Consider the following 18254-nt stretch of genomic DNA (forward strand, 5'->3'; position numbering starts at 1 on the left):
GGGCCGCCGAAAAAGTGTCAGCCTTTGGGCTGGTCCGTTCCGCCGTCGTCGTGCGTGCCGCCGGTTTCACCGTCAGCGCCGGCGTCCCCGCCGTCGTCCAGGGGCATGGTGTCGAAGCCGCCGCTGAGCAGCTTCTGGAGTGCGTCATCCACCTCGGTGTCACTCGCCTCCGCAAGCTTCCGGCGCGAGCTGAAGCCTTTCGGATCGTCCAGGTCCTCGGCAGTGGGCAGCAGGTCGGGGTGGTGCCAGATCGCGTCGCGGCCTTCGATGCCGCGTTCTTCCTTCAGCGTGGCCCACAGGGTGGCTGCGTCGCGGAGCCGGCGCGGCCGCAGTTCCAGACCCACCAGGGACGCGAAGGCGTGCTCTGCCGGTCCTCCGGTGGCCCGGCGGCGCCGCACCGTTTCGCGCAACGCTCCGGCAGAGGGCAGAACCTTCTCCGTCGCCGCCGCGGTGAGCTCGTCCACCCAGCCCTCAACCAGGGCCAGGGCGGTCTCGAGCTTCTCCAGCGCCTGTTCCTGGGCGGGGGTGCGCTGCGGCATGAAGACGCCCTGTGACAGGGCCTCCTGGATGCCTTCCGGGTTGCTGGGATCCAGGTCCCGGGCCAGTTCCTCGATGCGTGAAGTGTCGATGTGGATGCCGCGGGCGTAGGCCTCAATGGCGCCCAACAGGTGTCCGCGCAGCCAGGGGACCTGGACGAAGAGCCGGGAGTGGGCGGCTTCGCGCACGGCGAGGAACAGCCGGATATCGTTCTCGGGCAGGGACAGGCCCTCGCCGAAGGCGGCAACGTTCGCGGGCAGCAGTGCCATCTCGAGGTCAACGAGCGGGACACCGATATCGGTGGAGCTCACCACGTCTTTGGACAGCGCCCCAATGGCCTGCCCCAGCTGCATGCCGAAGATGGCACCGCCCATGTTCTGCAGCATGGAGGAGGCCCCGCCCATCATGGACTTCATGTCCTCGGGCATCTGCTCCGTCATGGCGGCCGACAGGGCGTTGGCGATGCTGTTGGCCACGGGTTCGGTCAGGCGCTTCCAGGTGCCAAGGGTGGCCTCCACCCACTCTGCGCGGGACCAGGCCTTGCCGATCAGGCCGGTGGCGGGCAGGTCGGTAACCGGGTCCAGCCACAGTTCGGCGAGGCGGAGCGCCTCGTCAACATCGCGGGACTGCTGGGCCGTGACCGATGGGTCGGAACTGCCGGCGGCCACGCGCCGGGCATTGTCGTGGGCGAGGGTCCAGTTGACGGGGCCCTCGGAGGGTGCGCTCATCATCGCCTGCACCTGCGAGAACATCTGGGCCAACAGGTTGGGGTCATCGGGCAGGCCAGCGGCCTTGGCGAGTTCGCTGGGGTCGAAGTTCTCCATCCCCTTGCCGCCCATCAGGTTCTGCAGCATTTCGGCCAACGGATCCTTGGGATTGTCGTCGCCGTTGGACGGATTAAGTGGGTTGGAAGTCATGGTCCCGCCGATCGATGGTGTGACTGTTGATCAACCTTCACGGTACCCCGGTGGGGGTCGGCTGTCTGCCGTCCGCCGCCGTCGTTCGCTCTAGGCAAAGCGTCCCGGCGCGCCCCTACCGCGTACTGTTGGTGGGGTGACTACAACCCGTGGCGGCCATTCCTCAGAGGACCACGTTCCCGACGTTTCCCCGTTCTCCAGCCCCGCGCCCTTGGGCGCCGGCGGTCCGCCCGAAAGGCCGGGTGGAAGCACCGCAGCGCCGGCCGCGGATGGCAGCGCAGGCACGGACGACGCCGGCCGCCCCCGGAAGCGCCTCTCCACCATGATGGTTGCAGGGCTGGCGGCGCTGGGGCTGGGAATTGCCGTAGCCACAGTTCCCGTGCCCTACGTCATCGAGTCACCCGGGCCCACCTACAACACGCTGGGGCAGAGCCAGGGACACCCGGTCATCAATGTCAGCGGCCACGAAACCTATCCCGCTGCGGGGAGCCTGGACCTCACCACCGTGTACGTCGATGGCGGTCCCACCGGTTCCGTCAGTATCCTCAACGCTTTCTCTGCATGGCTGGACAGCTCCAAGGCCGTCTACCCGGTGGAACTGATTTACCCGACGGGGACCACCAAGGAAGAGGCCCAGGAACAGAGCGCCGTTGCCATGGCCACGTCCCAGGAGAACGCCGTGGCGTCCGCGCTCAACGAACTGAAGATCCCTTTCGGCCAGCAGCTCCAGGCCGCAGGCCTGTCGAAGGGGTCGGCATCCGAAGGGAAAATCCAGCAAGGGGACATCCTCAAGACCATCAACGGCAAGGACATCACGGCGCTGTCTGTGGTGCAGGATGAACTCGCCGCCGGTAAGGGCGCTCCTGTCGCCGTCACGGTGGAGCGGGCAGGCCAGCCCGTCACCGTGGAGGTTACGCCGAAGGACAACGGCCAGGGACGTTTCATCCTGGGCGTCATGCTCAAGTACCTGTTCACTTTCCCCTTCCAGGTGCAGATCTCACTGGACAAGGTGGGCGGCCCCAGTGCGGGGCTGATGTTCTCGCTTGGCATCATCGATACGGTGACGCCGGGGGACCTCACGGGCGGAAAGCACATCGCCGGTACAGGCACCATCTCACCGGACGGTTCCGTGGGTCCGATCGGCGGCATCGACCAAAAGATGCGGGGGGCCCGCTCGTCCGGCGCGACCCTTTTCCTGGCACCGGCCGGCAACTGCGATGAGGTAGCCGGCCATATTCCCGCCGGCCTTCAGGTGGTCAGGGTGGAGACCCTTTCGGAGGCCCGCCACGCCGTGGAGGTGGCCGGAAGTGGGCAGGACACATCGGCACTCCCGGCCTGCACCAGCAAATAGACTGGGCGCAACTAGACTCACAGGAACTAAGCTCTACCGCCACTCGTGGCACAGATGACGGACGAAACCAGCCGTTGGACCGGTACCGTACGTCGCTCGCACGCTTCGATTTTCGACGACCAGCTATGAGGTACCCAGTTTGTCCCGTCCCGCCAGCACCACGTCCACAGGCAGGCCCCCATCGCGTCGGGGCGCCCTGACGCCCACCCTGATCGTTGTCGCCCTGGTGGTGGTGGGCTTCATCTTCTTCGCAAATGTGTGGACCGACGTCCTCTGGTACCAGCAGCTGGGCTTTATCCAGGTCTTCGTCACCGAGAACCTCGCCAAGATCACAACATTCGCCGCCGGCTTCGCCATCATGTTCGCGGCGGTCTTCTTCTCCATCCGGATTGCCTACAACGCCAGGCCGGTCTACGCTCCGGACTCCGAGGTCCGGGACAACCTCAACCGGTATCAGGCACAGCTGGAGCCGGTCCGCCGGATCGTTATGGTGGGCCTGCCCGTCCTGTTTGGGTTGTTTGCGGGCAGCGCTGCCGCCAGCCAGTGGCAGAAGGTCCTGCTTTTCTTCAACCAGGTTGGCTTCGGACAAACCGATCCGCAGTTCAACATGGACATCAGTTTCTACCTGATGACCCTGCCGTTCCTGGGCTTCGTGACCGGCTTCCTCATCAGCGTGGTGGTGATCGCGGGCATCGCAGGCATCCTCACGCATTACCTGTATGGCAGCATCCGGCTCATGGAGCGCGGTGTCTTCACCAGCCGCGCCGCGCAGATCCACATCGCGGTCACGGGCGCGGCCTTCCTGGTGCTGCTGGGCATCAACTTCTGGCTGGACCGCTACTCGTCGGTTCAGAGCAACGGCGGCCGGTGGGCCGGCGCACTTTACACGGACGTCAACGCCGTGATTCCCACCAAGGCGATCCTCGCCGTGGCTGCCGTACTGGTGGCCATCCTGTTCATCGTGGCCGCCGTGATCGGCCGGTGGCGGCTGCCGGTGATCGGCACCGCCATGCTGATCATCACCTCCATCCTGGCCGGCGGTGTCTATCCATGGGTTATCCAGCAGTTCCAGGTCCGTCCCTCCGAGCAGACCCTGGAACGGGACTACATCCAGCGCAACATCGACAACACCCGCAAGGCCTACGGCCTGGACGGCGTCCAGGAAACCCGCTACGACGCAACCAACACGGCGAACACCGGCGCGCTGGCGCCCGACGCCCAGACCACGGCCAACATTCGGCTCCTGGACCCCAACCTGATCTCCGACGCCTTCGCGCAGCTGGAACAGTACCGTCCGTACTACCAGTTCCCCAAGGCCCTCAATGTGGACCGCTACGAGGTGGACGGTAAGGTCCAGGACACCGTGATCGCCGTGCGCGAACTCAACCCCACCAACGTGGCAACCAACCAGCAGGGCTGGCTGAACCAGCATGTGGTTTACACACACGGCTACGGCGTCGTCGCGGCCAAGGGCAACAAGTTCACCGTGGACGGAAAGCCGGATTTCCTGCAGTCAGGCATCCCGTCCACAGGCGTCCTGGGGAACGACACCACCTACGAGCCGCGGATCTACTTTGGTGAATCCTCGCCCGAATACTCGATCGTCGGTGCACCTGATGGCGCCACCCCGCGTGAGCAGGACCGGCCCTCCGGCAAGGAAGGAGAGGGCGAGACGCAGTACACCTTCAAGGGGAACGGCGGCCCGAACGTCGGCTCCTTCTTCAACAAGATCCTCTACGCCATCAAGTTCCAGTCCTCCGACCTGCTGCTTTCGGACGGCGTGAACCAGGACTCCCAGATCCTGTATGACCGCAGTCCCCGCGAGCGTGTCCAGAAGGTGGCTCCCTACCTCACCGTTGACGGCGGCGCCTACCCGGCGTTGGTGGATGGCCGGGTCAAATGGATCGTGGACGGCTACACCACCAGCCAGTACTACCCGTACTCGCAGCAGAAGTCGCTGTCCGATGCCACCGCCGATTCGCAGACCAGTTCCGGCCGCGCCGTGGCACTCCCCAACAGCACCGTGAACTACATCCGGAACTCGGTCAAAGCCACCGTGGACGCCTATGACGGCTCGGTCACCCTTTACGCCTGGGACGACACGGACCCGGTACTGAAGGCCTGGCAGAAGGTCTTCCCGTCCTCCCTGAAGCCGTACTCGGAGATGTCCGGTGCGGTCATGAGCCACGTCCGCTACCCGGAGGACCTGTTCAAGGTCCAGCGCGAACTGCTGGGGCAGTACCACGTGACGGACCCCATCAGCTTCTACAAGAACAACGACGCGTGGAGCACCCCTGCCGATCCCACGGTGGACACGGACGTGAAGCAGCCGCCGTTCTACATGTCGCTGCAGATGCCGGACCAGGAGAAGCCGGCCTTCCAGCTGACGTCTTCCTTCATCCCGCAGATTGTTAACGGAAACGCACGCAACGTCCTCTACGGCTTCCTCGCAGCGGATTCGGATGCCGGCAACCAGGCGGGGGTGAAGGCCGACGGGTACGGCAAGCTGCGGCTGCTGCAGATCCCCCCGGAGACCCAGGTGCCCGGGCCCGGGCAGGCGCAGAACAAGTTCAACTCGGACCCCACCGTGTCGCAGGCGCTTAACCTGCTGCGGCAGGGCGCTTCAGACGTGCTGAACGGCAACCTGCTGACCCTTCCCGTCGGCGGCGGAATCCTCTACGTCCAGCCGGTCTACCTCAAGTCGACGGGTGAGACGTCATATCCCACGCTGCAGCGAGTGCTGGTGGCCTTCGGCGACAAGGTGGGCTTCGCGCCTACCCTCGATGCCGCACTCAAGCAACTGTTTGGCGGTGACTCCGGCGCGGCCGCGGGCGACTCCGCCAACAACGGACAGACTCCGGCCGGCCCTCCCGCGCCTGCCACACCTGCGGAAGCGGATGCCAAGGCCCAGCTGAAGGCGGCCCTGGACGAGGCAAACGCGGCCATCCAGTCAGGGCAGACGGCGCTGGCGGCCGGGGACTTCGCTGCTTATGGCGATGCGCAGAAGAAAGTTGCTGCAGCTCTGAAGAAGGCGATGGATGCTGAGGCGAAGCTGCCGGCAACTGCTCCCGCGGCATCCCCGGCGCCCGCTGCGTCGGCCTCGCCGTCGCCAAGCCCGTCACCGTCGGCAGGGCAGTAGTACGACGACGGCGGCCCGGCATCCGAACCCTTCGGGGAGCGGGTGCCGGGCAGGGTAACGGACGTCACGCCGCCCCGATTTGGCCTCCGGTTCACCTCCCGGTAAAGTAGTTCTTGCGACGCGGGGTGGAGCAGTTCGGTAGCTCGCTGGGCTCATAACCCAGAGGTCACAGGTTCAAATCCTGTCCCCGCAACTGAGGAAGGCCCGGATATTGGAAACAATGTCCGGGCCTTTTGTTTTCCCCGCCGTCCGCCGTGGCGGCGGCCAGCACAATCCTCGAACTCCGGCGCGCGGTGCGGCGGGAGTGGTCGGGGTGCCGGTAAAAGTAGGGTAGTGTTGTTCGAGCGACGCGGGGTGGAGCAGTTCGGTAGCTCGCTGGGCTCATAACCCAGAGGTCACAGGTTCAAATCCTGTCCCCGCAACTTATGAAGGCCCCAACCGGCAGTTATGCCGGTTGGGGCCTTTCCTTTCCGTGGATGGGTCCAGTTCCTAGTATTCTCTTTCGAAGGGTCCCGCAATCTGTGGGCAGCCCCCGTCCTTCCTGAGAGGTATGTTGTTCCATGGCCACACCCACAAAGAAGCCCGGCGCCGCGACGGGTAAGCGGTCCCGGCTCTACTGGGTGGTGCCTGCCGTCCTCGTGGCCGTGGTCCTGGTGGTACTGATCGCCAAGCTTCTCATGGGTCTTCCGGCGGTGGCCTCCTTCGTCACCGACTTTCCGGGCCGGTCGGAACTCCCGGAGAACGCACCGGTGGGATTCCCCGCGTGGCTGGCATGGCAGCATTTCCTCAATGCGTTCTTCCTGCTCCTGATCATCCGTACCGGATGGCAGGTCAGGACCACCACACGCCCCAGCGGCCATTGGACCAGGAACAACAAAGGCCTGATCCGGACCAGGAACGCCCCCACCAAGATCACCCTCGAGCTCTGGTTCCACCTGACACTCGACACACTCTGGATCCTGAACGGGCTTGTCTTCGCCGTCCTGCTGTTCGCTACCGGGCAATGGATGCGCATTGTGCCCACCAGCTGGGACGTCTTCCCGAATGCCCTCTCGGCCGCCCTGCAGTACGCGTCACTGAATTGGCCCACTGAGGACGGCTGGATCAACTACAACGCCCTGCAGCTGCTGGCGTACTTCGTGACCGTCTTCATCGCCGCACCGCTGGCGTTCATCACGGGCCTGCGGATGTCCTCCGCCTGGCCCAAGAAGGCGGCGGCCCTGAACAAGGCGTACCCGATCGAGTGGGCCCGCGCCGTCCATTTCCCCGTGATGATCTACTTCCTGGCGTTCGTTGTGGTCCACGTCTTCCTGGTGCTTGCCACTGGTGCGCTGCGGAACCTGAACCACATGTACGGGGTCCGGGACGATGACGGCTGGTTCGGGTTCTGGGTGTTCCTGGCTTCAGTGGTGGTGATGGTCGCCGCCTGGTTCCTGGCGCGGCCGATCTTCCTGCGGCCCATCGCCTCGCTGATGGGCAAAGTCAGCCGCTGATCCTGCACAGGCGCAGGAAACCCGCTTAGGCCTCCTTGAGTTTCTGGTAAGCGTCCAGGGCGCGTTCCCGCGACGCCGGCAGGTCCACCACCGGCTCCGGGTAGCCCTCGGGGCCTGCAGTCCACGGCTCATGGATGGCTTTGTTGTCCAAGTCCGCGATCTCCGGGATAAACCTTCGCAGGTAGGCTCCGCCGGCGTCGAACTTCCTGCTTTGCGTCACCGGGTTGAAGATCCGGTAATAGGGTGACGCGTCTGCCCCGGATCCAGCCACCCACTGCCAGTTTGCGGGGTTGTTGGCGGCGTCAGCGTCCACCAGCGTGTCCCAGAACCACTCCTCGCCGATCCTCCAGTCGGTCAGCAGGTTCTTGACCAGGAAGGAGGCGGCAGCCATCCGGACCCGGTTGTGCATCCACCCTGTCTGCCAGAGCTGCCGCATCCCGGCGTCCACCAGCGGGTACCCTGTCCGGCCCTGCTGCCACGCGGCGAGCTCCTGCCGGCTGGGGGACGCCCAGCGGAAGTTGTCGAAGGCGGGACGGAAGTTCCGGGCGGACAACTCCGGATTGTGGTAGAGCAGATGCCAGTTGAACTCACGCCAGCCGAGCTCAGCCTTGTACGTGCCCACGTCGGCAGGGATTTTGCGGGGGTGGCGGCGGCGGATCTCCCGCCACACGCGAAACGGGCTGACCTCACCGAAGCGCAGGTGCGGTGAAAGCCGGCTGGTGCCTTTCGTGCCCGGCAGGTTCCGTCCCGTGCCGTATTCCTCGACGGGCCCGTCCAGGAAATCCTCAAGGCGCTCCTGGGCACCTCTTTCGCCGGGCTCCCAGGTTTCGGCCAGGCCGCCGCTCCAATCGGGGGAGGAGGGCAGGAGCTCCCAGCTGCTGAGGGTGTCGCTGGCGGGCAGGCCGCGGCCGGCGGGGGCGGGCGCCGGCAGATCGTCGGGCGCTTCCAAGGGATCGCGGATCTCCCGGGACGCCAGGCAGGCACGCCAGAATGGGGAGTAGACCTTGTAGGGGCCGCCTGACCCGGTACGGATTGTCCAGGGCTCGAACAGAAGGTTCGCCTGGTAACTGGAGGCCTGGATGCCGTTGTCCCCGGCCCAGTTCTTGATGCCGGCATCTATGCTCCGCTCGGGCTGCGCGTAGCGTCTGTTCCAGAAGAGGTGGCTGGCGTTCGTCTGGCTGGCGAGCTTCCGGATGATGTCGCCTGCCGGGCCGCGGCGAAGTACAAGGCGCGATCCTTTGTCCTCAAGTTCGGCGGACAATGAGGCGAGGGACTGGTGCAGCCACCACCGGGCCGCGCCACCGAGGGGCCGGACGCCGTCGGACTCTTCATCCAGGATGTAGACCACCGTAAGCGGCCTGCCAAGGCCGGCGGCCTCGGACAGCGCCGGATTATCGTCCAGCCGCAAATCATCACGGAGCCAGACCAGGGACGTTCCATCGGAAGAAGCCATGGCACCACGCTACACACAGCGGACACAACTATGGCCGGGACTGCGGTCCCGGCCATAGTTGTGTGCCACTGGCGACACGAACGCCGCGCTTTACAGCTTGTCGAAATCCGCCTCATCAACGGTTGATTCGGAAGAGGCCGTGTTCGCAGCACCTAGGGCAGGAGTGGAGTTTCCGGCCTTGAGGGCGGCCAGCCGGGCTTCAATTTCGGTCTGCTCGCCCAGATCCTCCAGCTGGTTGAACTGCGCGTCCAGGCTGGATGCGGCAAGTTCCTGCTGGCCGCGGACCTTGGCTTCCTCGCGGCGGATCTTTTCCTCGAAGCGTCCCACCTCGCTGGTGGGATCCATGATGTCGATGCTCTTGATGGCGTCGTGGACCTGCGACTGGGCCGCTGCAGTCTTGGACCTGGCAACCAGTTCGTTGCGTTTGCTGGTCAGCTGGTTGAGCTTGTTCTTCATCTGGTCCAGGCCGTTCTTCAGCTTGTCCACCACCTCGCGCTGAGAGGCGATGCTCGGCTCTGCACCCTTGGCTTCGCTCTCGGCGGCCATCTGGCGCTGCAATGCCACCTTTGCCAGGTTGTCGAACTTCTCGGCGTCGGCAACGTCGCCGGCGGCACGGAATTCATCAGCCTTGCGGGAAGCGGCGAGAGCCTTGTTTCCCCAGTCGCGGGCGTTCTTGACGTCTTCGTTGTAGTCGTCTTCCAGCATCCGGAGGTTGCCGATGGTCTGCGCAACGGCGGACTCGGCTTCGGCGATGTTGTTGGTGTAGTCGCGGACCATCTGGTCCAGCATCTTCTGCGGATCTTCCGCGTTGTCCAGCAAGGAGTTGATGTTCGCCTTTGCCAGCTGCGCGATCCGGCCGAAAATGGACTGCTTAACCATGGTGTTTGCCTTTCGTCCTGCTCTGTGTTGACCACTGGAACCGGTGCACAGTGGTGTACTGCTTCTGTCCGCCCGCCGGGATCTTCCGGCGTACCAGGCGGAAGCTCTAAAAACTGCCGGAGTCTCCGCCGCCGAAATCGCCGCCGCCAAAGTCTCCCCCGCCGAAACCACCGCCGTCCCCGCCGCCGAAGCCGCCGCCTCCGCCGTCACCCCAGCCGCCGCCACCGCCCCAGCCGCCGTGTCCGCCGTTGAGGATGGAGTTGATCAGGATGCCGCCCAGGATGGCGCCGCCCAGTCCGCCGCCGCCACCGCCGCCGAACATGCCGCCCCGGCCGAAGCCCTGGTTCGCGTAGCCGTCGAAGTGTTCAACGTCTGCCTGTGCCAGCTGTGCGGCCTGGGCCGCCAGTGCGTGGGCCTGCTGCGCATAGGTGAGCGCGGTGACGGGGTCGGTGCGTGCGATGGACAGTGCATAGTCCAGGTTCCGCTGGGACTCTGCCAGCCGGGTGCGTGCCTCAGTGCCCACGCCGCCGCGCCGGGCGGTGATGTAGTCGGAGGTGGCGCTGATCTGGGCCTGCGCCGACATGATCGTCTGCTGCAGGGATGCCTGCGCGCGGCGGGCCTGTTCCTGCTGGTCGCGGATGCCGGTCAGTGCCTGGTCCAGCGACTGGTGCGCCGTTTCGACCCGCTGCAGGGTGGCGATCGGATCGATCTTCCCGCCCTGGATCTCGGTCTTGACCTGGGCCAATGCCGCCTCCACCGCGGCAACCGGCCCTGCCAGCTCCGCGTGGGTGCCGGACTGGATCATGGCCTTTGCCTGGGCAAGGTCCTGGGACGTGTCCACCACGGCCGTTTCCAGGCCGTTGCGGGCTTTGTCGAGGTTGGCGGAGACCTTGGAGATGGCGTCCAGCAGGACGTTGGTCTGGTGCAGGCTTTCCTCCGCGGCCCGGACGGCGACGGCGGCCAGGCTTCCTTCGCCTCCGGTGAGCTTTTGCTGCGCGGTTTCGGACGCATTCTGCACGAAGGCCAGGCGTTCCTTGGCCTGCACGATGTTGTCCGAGACCTGGGCAAGGGCGCTGTCGGCGTACTGGGAGCGCATGGCGGCCAGAGACTGTTCAGCGCTGGCGATCTTTGCGTCGGCTTCCCGGGCCCCCGTGTTGACCGCGGCGAGGGCCTGGGGCGCGTTCTTCTCCAGCTCACGCAGGGAGTCGAAGTCAGCCTTCTGCTCCTGGAGTGATTCCAGGGCGGCTTCGCAGCGTCGGATGATTTCACCAAGCCAGGTCCGCTGCTGTTCCTCGGTATCAGGGATGTGGTCGTCCAGCTGCTGCTGCAGCTTGAACGACTCGGTCATATGGGCCTTCGCTTCGGCGAGGGCCTTGGTGAAGTTCCCGACGGCGGAATCCCCATACTGTGCCTGCGCGAAGCCAAGTTCCTGCTCGCTTGACTTGATGGCGTCGTCCGCCTCGATCAGCAGGGAACCGCTCTTCCGGCGAAGTTCCTCCACGCTGAGCGACGCGAGCGGGTCCAGCTCGGCTCCCTGGGGGCCATAACTTCCGCTGGAGGCATTCTGGCCCGCGGCCTTCTTCCGGCGGTTCCGGTAATAGAGGTACGCACCGCCGCCGGCCACCACCACGCCCGCGCCCACCAGGAGGCCTGCGCCGGCACCGTCGCCGGAGGACACGCTGCCGCTTCCGCCGCCCGCCGCGTCGCCGACTGCTGATGCGGTGTCGATGGCAGCCTGGGCGTAGTCCTTCTTGCCGCCGGCCAGATTGGCGACTATGGCGTTCTGGGTGATGTTCGACTTTTTGGAATAGATGGCACTCGCCGAGGACGGCGAGAAGTAGTACTGCCCCGCAGTGGAAATAGCCAGGAGCACATCGGCCTTACCCATCTTCTTCTGCGTTGCGACAGCATTTCCCCAAGAGTTGGGATCAGACGGGTTCTCGAACGACTTCACCGTGACCACGTACAAGTTGTACTTGTGGTCCTTCAACAGCTTCTGGATGGCGTCCTGGACCTCCCCCTTCCGGCTGCCGAGGACGTTGGCGTCATCAACTATGTTGGTGCCGGAAGGGATGGAAACCGGGTCCTCGGCCCATGCGGCGCCGGCGGGTACCGCCAGCAGTCCGGCAAGGCCGATGACGGCGAGGATACGTTTGAACTTTGACCGCATGTGCAACCCTTCAGCACGCCTGACACCGATTCGGGACGAATCAGTCGTCGAATTCAGCAGCGCCCCCACGCTTGGGTGTGAAGCCGCAGGTCGCTGTGGCAATTCATCTTGATTCTATGGTGCACCCCACAGGCCGTCCATGCGGTCGAATATGCCGCCAGCGAAACGCATTGCCGGGACGACGGCCTTCATCAAAGCGTTCAGGAAGCTCTCAGCAAACATCCGAGCTTGTTACAGCGGGACGGTTCATAGTTAATGGCAGACGAGGATGAAAGGAAGTCCCATGACTGAGAATCAAACCCCAGGACCGGTCCCGGAGGACAACCGCGCGGGCAACCCCGACCCCTGGCAGGAGCAGGGCCGGCAGCAGGCCCCGCAGCAGCCTGGAGACCGGCAGGCGGGCGCTCAGTACGGGAACGGATCCGGCCCCACAGGTCAGGACCGCGGCTACAGCGCCGGGGACCAGCAGAACCACCCGGGCGCGGAGAACCACACAGAGCGGCTCGACCAGCCGTATGGACACGACAACCACACGCAGGAACTGCCCGGCGCCCCGCGCCCCGTCTACCCCCAGCGTCAGCCGTTCTACGGCCAGTCGGGCTACTACGGCCAGCAGCAGCACCAGGACGGCCAGGGCGCTCCCGGCCAGCCGATGCATGGGGCCGGCCACGGCACCCCCGGCGGAGGCGTGGGCCTGGCACCCAATCCCAAGGACGCCCCCCGGCGGAAGGCGACCTTCGGCGTCGGAACCCTTGTGGCCAGCATCCTCGCTGCAGGCCTCGTAGGCGGAGGAGTAGCTACCGTTGGTGCCGCCGAACTGTCGGGACACAACGGTTCCAGCGCCTCAACCATCGGCAGCAACAGCCAGCCCGGCACGGTCATTGTCAACAACAAGGACGACGTCAACGCCATCACGGCTGCCGCCGTCAAGGCCTCGCCCAGCGTCGTGACCATCAGCGCCACGAGCGGCAGTTCAGGAGGCACCGGATCAGGCATCGTCCTTGACGACCAGGGGCACATCCTGACCAACACCCACGTGGTAACCCTCGACGGCCAGACCGCGAACGCCACGCTGGAAGTACGCACCAACGATGGCAAGGTTGTGCCCGCAAAGCTGGTGGGGACTGACCCCCTGTCCGACCTCGCCGTCATCAAGGTGGAGGACGCCTCCGGCCTCACTCCCGCCACGCTCGGTGACTCCTCTAAACTCAACGTGGGCGATACCGCCATCGCCATCGGCTCGCCGCTCGGCCTGACCGGAACGGTAACGGACGGCATCGTCTCCACCCTTAACCGGACCATCAGCGTTGCATCGTCCGCAGCGCCCAAGGGCGGGGACAACAGCCAGGGCGGCGGCGACCAGGGATTCCAGTTCGCCCCTCCGGGCGGCGGCCAGAGCCAGCAGAACTCGGGCGAGGGTTCCATCGCCATCAACGTGATCCAGACTGACGCCGCGATCAACCCCGGCAACTCCGGCGGCGCACTGGTGAACAGCAAGGGCGAGATCATCGGCGTGAACGTTGCCATCGCGTCCGCCGGCTCCGGCACCTCCACGTCCCAGAGCGGCAACATCGGCGTCGGGTTCAGCATCCCGATCAACAACGCCAAGCGCGTGGCCCAGGAGATCATCGACAACGGCAAGGCCTCCCACGGCCAGCTCGGCGTCAGCGTCAAGGCCAAGGCATCTGCGGGCGGGTCCTCCGAATTCTCGGTGGGAGCCGACGTGGCCACCGTTGACCCCAATTCAGCGGCAGGCAAGGCCGGCATCAAGGTTGGCGACGTCATCACCAAGTTCAACGACCTCACCATCGGCGAACCGAACCAGCTGACCGCGGCTGTGCGTGAACAGCCGGCGGGTTCCAAGGTGAAGATCACCGTCCAGCGCGGCGGCAGCGAGCAGACGTTCGACGTCACGCTGGGTGCTGCAGCCAGCTGACGCAGGGCAGCAACAACGCCAGCGGCGTGACGACGGCGGCGTCCCCCACCCAGGGGGCGCCGCCGTCGTCATGCCGTACCAAACCAGGGCCTGACACAGGCGTTAACGGAAGAGGGCACGCAGGCTCGCCGATGTGGTTAGCTAGGAGCACCCGCCTGCCGGGCACTCCGCGGCCATGACCCACCCGGCTGGCTGTCCACAAGCATGGAAGGCTGCTGCAAACACAGTGGAAGAGACATTGAAGATCGTAGTCCTGGTCAAACATGTACCGGACGCCCAGTTCGACCGTCACCTCAACGGGGAGGGCCACACAACGGACCGTGACGAAAGCATTCTGTCCGAGCTTGACGAGTATGCACTGGAGGCTGCGCTGCAGCTGGCCGAGGCCCGGGGCGGAAGCAAAGCGGGCAACCAGGTGATTGCCCTGAGCATGGGCCCGGCCGGAGCCGTTAACGCGGTCAAGAAGTCGCTGCAGATGGGTGCCACGGAGGGCGTCCACGTCACGGACGACGCCCTGGCCGGGTCTGATGCCGCGGCCACCTCGCTTGCGCTCGCTGCAGCGGTGCGGCATCTGGGTGGCGTGGACCTGGTCCTCACCGGCATGGCCTCCACCGACGGCGAGACCTCGCTTGTTCCCGCGCAGCTGGCTGAGCGTCTTGGACTGCCGCAGGTGACTTTTGCTTCCACGCTGCAGGTGGACGGCGGCCGGCTGACGGCCCGCCGCGACGCCGACACGTACTCGGAAACAGTGGAAGCACCCTTGCCCGCCGTTGTATCCGTTACGGACCAGATCAACGAGCCTCGGTACCCCAACTTCAAGGGCATCATCGCCGCCAAGCGCAAGAGCATCACCACCCTGTCGCTTTCCGACATCGGCGTGGACCCCGCCCAGGTGGGCTTTGCCGGCTCCTGGACCGCGATAACCAGCGCGGAGCAGCGGCCGCCCAGGACTGCAGGCACCATCATCACCGATGAGGGTGACGCCGGCATCAAGCTCGTTGACTTCCTGGCCGCCCAGAAACTGCTCTAAGAGGGACATCGACATGGCAAACGTACTCGTATTCATCGACAACCCCGGCGCGTCGCTCAAGAAGAGCAGCCTGGAACTGCTGACCCTGGCCCGTTCCCTGGGTGAAAGCACTGTGGCTCTCAATGGAGAGCTCTCCGACAGCGCCGCAGCCACCTTCGCCGAGTATGGGGTGGCTGGCATCCTGCGCCCGTCGGCCCAGGACCTGGATGAGTTCCTGGTGGCACCCAAGGCCGCCTTCCTGGCCGCCGCCGCGGAAAACACCGGCGCCGGCATTGTCCTGCTGGACAACTCGCCGGAGGGCAAGGAGATCGCGGCACGACTGGGCGTCCGGCTGAGCGCCGGGGTCATCACCGACGTCGTGGCGGTGGACCCGGACGGCACGGCGCACAAGTCTGTCCTGGCCGGCTCCTACACCACGGCGTGCAAGGCCACCACCGCTGTTTCGGTGCTGACTCTCAAGGCCAACAACGTCACGCCCGAACCTGCTCCTGCCGCCACCAGCCCCGCGACCTCCACAGTGGATGTCCCGGCAGTTGCCGCGGCGGCCCGCATCACCGCACGCGAGCAGAAGGTGGCCAGCGGGCGGCCGGACCTGACCGACGCGCGGATCGTGGTGGCCGGCGGCCGCGGCATGGACGGCGACTTTGGTCCGGTCGAAGAACTGGCCGATGCTCTCGGTGCCGCCGTCGGCGCTTCCCGTGCCGCCACCGATGCAGGCTGGATCAGCCACGACGCCCAGGTGGGGCAGACCGGGAAGACTGTTTCCCCGCAGCTCTACATTTCCGCGGGTATTTCCGGCGCCATCCAGCAGAAGGCCGGCATGCAGACGTCAAAGGTCATTGTCGCGATCAACAAGGATGCGGAGTCCCCCGTGTTCGAAATCGCCGACTTTGGCATCATCGGCGACGTCTTCGACGTTTTGCCGCAGGCCACGGCCGAAATCAAGAAGCGCAAAGGCTGACTCCTTGACTGGCTCCACCACAAAGGCACAGAGCCCGTTCAATCCGGACACGCACCGGATTGGGCGGGTGCTCTGTTTTGCGGCCCACCCGGATGACATCGATTTTGGTGCGGCGGGCACCATCGCGGCCTGGACGGCTGCGGGCGTGCAGGTCAGCTACTGCATCATGACCGACGGCGACGCGGGCGGTTTCGACCCGGCCCACCGCGCGGACATCATCGCCATGCGCGACGCCGAACAGCGCCGGGCGGCGGACCTGGTGGGCGTCACCGACATCCACTACCTCCACCAGCGGGACGGGTACCTTGAACCGTCCCACGAGGTGATGAAGGATGTGGTGCGCCTGATCCGGCAGTTGCGCCCCGACGTCGTCCTTTCCATGCACCCGGAACGGAACTGGCAGCGGATCCAGAAGAGCCACCCGGACCATCTGGCCGTGGGGGAGGCCGTGACCCGGGCGGTGTATCCGGCGCTTGAAAACCCGTTTGCCTACCCGGAGCTGGCAGAAGCCGGGCTGGAGGCCTACAAGCTGCCGTGGCTGTGGTTTTATGCGGGACCGGAAGAGCGGGAAAACCACTTCGTGGACGTCACCGCCCATGTGGAGGCGAAGCTGGCAGCCATCCACGTGCACGTCAGCCAGCACCCGGACGTGGCGGCCATGGAGGCCACCGTCCGCAAAGGCATGCTGCTCAACGCTGCCAGGGCGGGCCTGGCCGGCGGGCGCAGCGCGGAAGCCTTCCACGTGGTGGCGGTCAACGGGCCCGGGACCATCGCGGGGTTCTGATACTGAAAAGGTGCCCCGTTCCCTGTATTGGCAAGGAACGGGGCACCTGCGGTTTTAGGGCCTGGTGCTAGGCGCCCAGTGGGGCTGCCGCCACCGTGGGCAGGGTGGGCGCCTTGGACCCGCCAGCCGGCTCAACAGTGATTCCCAGCGCGGCGGCGGAGTGGATGCCCTGGACCACCGCGGGCTTGGAGAGGGCCTGTTCGTCCATCAGCCCCTGCGATACCGGTGCGGAGCCGTCCTTGGGGATCAGCCACATCTGGTACACCTTGCCGGCAGGGGGCGCGGGAACTCCGCTCATTTTCACCACGGCCGAGTCCTTGGATGCGGAAATCAGGACGGTTGCCTTGCCGCCGCCGGCCACGTTCACCGAAGCCTCGCGGAGGTCGGAGGCGCGGGCCACCTGGTTGACGGGATCGTTCTGGTCGGCCATGTAGGCGCCGACGCCCACTCCACCCAGAGCGATGGCCGCGGCCGCCGCTACTCCCACCAGCCAGCGCCGGGTCCCGGAGGAGCCGCGGCGTTCCTCGCGGCGCTTGCGGGCCTGCGCCAGCTCATCACGGCCGGCAAGGCCGTCAGCCGCGGCCGTCGGAGCAGCCGCTGCCGTGCTTCCGGCGTCCGGTCCGTCCTGTTTGGGGAACTGCGCGGGCAGTTGGGCCACGATCCGGTCAAACAGGTCCGACGGCGGTTCCTCCTCGGCCCGGAATGTGCGGGCCAGCGCTTCCCGGGACTGCCGGACCCGTGCAAGGAAAGCCAGGCGTTCGGTCTCCGGGGCGGTGGAGATATACACGTCAATGGCGTCGCGTTCCTGCTCGGTTACCGCATCCAGGGCGTAAAGCTCGGCGAGGTCCACAGCGCGGCCCGCAGCAAGGTCCATGGCTACGGTGTCACCGAAGGAACCTGAACGGCCGTTGCGGCCTTCGTCCATTCCACTCATCTCAACTCACCCCCAAACAGGTCTTCAATCGGATCAGTCCGTCGCGGATGCGGGACTTGATAGTGGGCACCGCTGCGTTCAGGCGTTCCGCAACTTCCCGGTAGGTAAGGCCGCCGTAGTAGGCCAGCCGTACGGATTCCTGCTGCGTTTCGGTCAGCGTCCCCAAGCAGCGGACCACCGCCTCCGCCTCCAGTCGGCTGCCCACCTCGTCTGAAACGGTGTCATGGTCAATGTCCTGCGTGCTGGCACCGTACCTTGCCTCCCGGTCCGTGGAGGATTGGGCTGACCGGACTTTGTCCACTGCCCGCCGGTGCGAGATGGTCATCAGCCAGGACAGCGGGCTTCCCGCCTGGGGGTCGAACTTCGCCGCGTTCTGCCAGACCTGGAGGAAGACTTCCTGCGTGGTGTCTTCACTGAGTTCAGGATCGATGAGCACCCGGCGCGCCATACCGTAGACCCTGCGGGAAGTGAGCTGGTAGAACTCGGCGAATGCTGCCTGGTCACCGCGGGCTATGCCGTCCAGCAGGGCCGATAGGCGTTTGCTGAGGTCGGCAGGTGGGTCGGTCACCGCGGCGGAGCCCTCGGAATTCGGCGCGTTGGGAGTTTCCATTACGTTCAAGCATAAGTCTCCGGGCGGCGAATTTTGAGCACTGCCGTGCCGGCTGCGGCT

13 protein-coding genes and 2 tRNA genes are annotated in these 18254 nt (G+C 65.7%); 9 read left to right on the forward strand and 6 right to left on the reverse strand.

What is annotated here, in order from left to right:
- Positions 1-17: 17 nt before the first annotated feature.
- The gene (locus J2X98_RS08730) at positions 18-1454 is read right to left on the reverse strand and encodes a zinc-dependent metalloprotease (protein WP_307306715.1); all 1437 of its coding nucleotides are present in this window, start codon (positions 1452-1454) and stop codon (positions 18-20) included.
- A gap of 136 nt (positions 1455-1590) precedes the next feature.
- Here J2X98_RS08730 and J2X98_RS08735 point away from each other — a divergent pair, with 136 nt between their 5' ends.
- The 5 genes from J2X98_RS08735 to J2X98_RS08755 all read left to right on the forward strand — a co-directional run bounded on the left by J2X98_RS08735 (position 1591) and on the right by J2X98_RS08755 (position 7437).
- Positions 1591-2805, forward strand: coding sequence for a YlbL family protein (locus tag J2X98_RS08735; protein ID WP_373460854.1), 1215 nt, complete (start codon positions 1591-1593; stop codon positions 2803-2805).
- 139 nt (positions 2806-2944) lie between these two features.
- Positions 2945-5944, forward strand: a complete 3000-nt coding sequence (locus J2X98_RS08740) for a UPF0182 family membrane protein (protein ID WP_307306717.1) — start codon at positions 2945-2947, stop codon at positions 5942-5944.
- A gap of 119 nt (positions 5945-6063) precedes the next feature.
- Positions 6064-6137 (forward strand) — tRNA-Met (locus tag J2X98_RS08745).
- 155 nt (positions 6138-6292) lie between these two features.
- A tRNA-Met gene (locus J2X98_RS08750) sits at positions 6293-6366 on the forward strand.
- A 138-nt stretch (positions 6367-6504) separates the two neighbouring features.
- Positions 6505-7437 (forward strand): cytochrome b/b6 domain-containing protein, encoded by a 933-nt coding sequence (locus J2X98_RS08755; RefSeq protein ID WP_307306719.1) that lies wholly within the window; start codon positions 6505-6507, stop codon positions 7435-7437.
- 25 nt (positions 7438-7462) lie between these two features.
- On the opposite strand, the gene J2X98_RS08760 is transcribed toward J2X98_RS08755, so the two are convergent.
- The 3 genes from J2X98_RS08760 to J2X98_RS08770 all read right to left on the reverse strand — a co-directional run bounded on the left by J2X98_RS08760 (position 7463) and on the right by J2X98_RS08770 (position 11939).
- Positions 7463-8890 (reverse strand): cryptochrome/photolyase family protein, encoded by a 1428-nt coding sequence (locus tag J2X98_RS08760; protein WP_307306721.1) that lies wholly within the window; start codon positions 8888-8890, stop codon positions 7463-7465.
- A gap of 90 nt (positions 8891-8980) precedes the next feature.
- Entirely contained in the window at positions 8981-9769 is a 789-nt protein-coding gene (locus tag J2X98_RS08765) for a PspA/IM30 family protein (protein ID WP_307306723.1), read from the reverse strand.
- Positions 9770-9875: 106 nt separating this feature from the next.
- Positions 9876-11939: a TPM domain-containing protein gene (locus tag J2X98_RS08770; protein ID WP_307306725.1), complete on the reverse strand. Its 2064-nt coding sequence runs from the start codon at positions 11937-11939 to the stop codon at positions 9876-9878.
- A 283-nt stretch (positions 11940-12222) separates the two neighbouring features.
- On the opposite strand from J2X98_RS08770, the gene J2X98_RS08775 reads away from it, so the two are divergent.
- From J2X98_RS08775 to J2X98_RS08790, 4 genes are all read left to right on the forward strand, one after another.
- Positions 12223-13875, forward strand: coding sequence for a S1C family serine protease (locus J2X98_RS08775; protein ID WP_307306727.1), 1653 nt, complete (start codon positions 12223-12225; stop codon positions 13873-13875).
- Between the two features lie 238 nt (positions 13876-14113).
- Positions 14114-14905: an electron transfer flavoprotein subunit beta/FixA family protein gene (locus tag J2X98_RS08780; protein ID WP_141942306.1), complete on the forward strand. Its 792-nt coding sequence runs from the start codon at positions 14114-14116 to the stop codon at positions 14903-14905.
- A gap of 13 nt (positions 14906-14918) precedes the next feature.
- On the forward strand, positions 14919-15866 hold the full coding sequence (locus J2X98_RS08785) for an electron transfer flavoprotein subunit alpha/FixB family protein (RefSeq protein WP_307306729.1): 948 nt from the start codon (positions 14919-14921) through the stop codon (positions 15864-15866).
- Between the two features lie 4 nt (positions 15867-15870).
- Positions 15871-16650 (forward strand): PIG-L deacetylase family protein, encoded by a 780-nt coding sequence (locus J2X98_RS08790; protein ID WP_307306731.1) that lies wholly within the window; start codon positions 15871-15873, stop codon positions 16648-16650.
- Between the two features lie 67 nt (positions 16651-16717).
- Here the strand turns inward: J2X98_RS08790 and J2X98_RS08795 are convergent, their stop codons facing one another.
- A complete protein-coding gene (locus J2X98_RS08795; RefSeq protein ID WP_141946438.1) occupies positions 16718-17575 on the reverse strand; it encodes an anti-sigma factor in 858 nt (285 codons plus the stop codon).
- A 10-nt stretch (positions 17576-17585) separates the two neighbouring features.
- Positions 17586-18194, reverse strand: coding sequence for a sigma-70 family RNA polymerase sigma factor (locus J2X98_RS08800; RefSeq protein WP_141942301.1), 609 nt, complete (start codon positions 18192-18194; stop codon positions 17586-17588).
- Positions 18195-18254: the final 60 nt, after the last annotated feature.

It is taken from the genome of Pseudarthrobacter enclensis (genome assembly GCF_030811655.1).
Taxonomy (GTDB): Bacteria; Actinomycetota; Actinomycetes; order Actinomycetales; family Micrococcaceae; genus Arthrobacter; species Arthrobacter enclensis_A.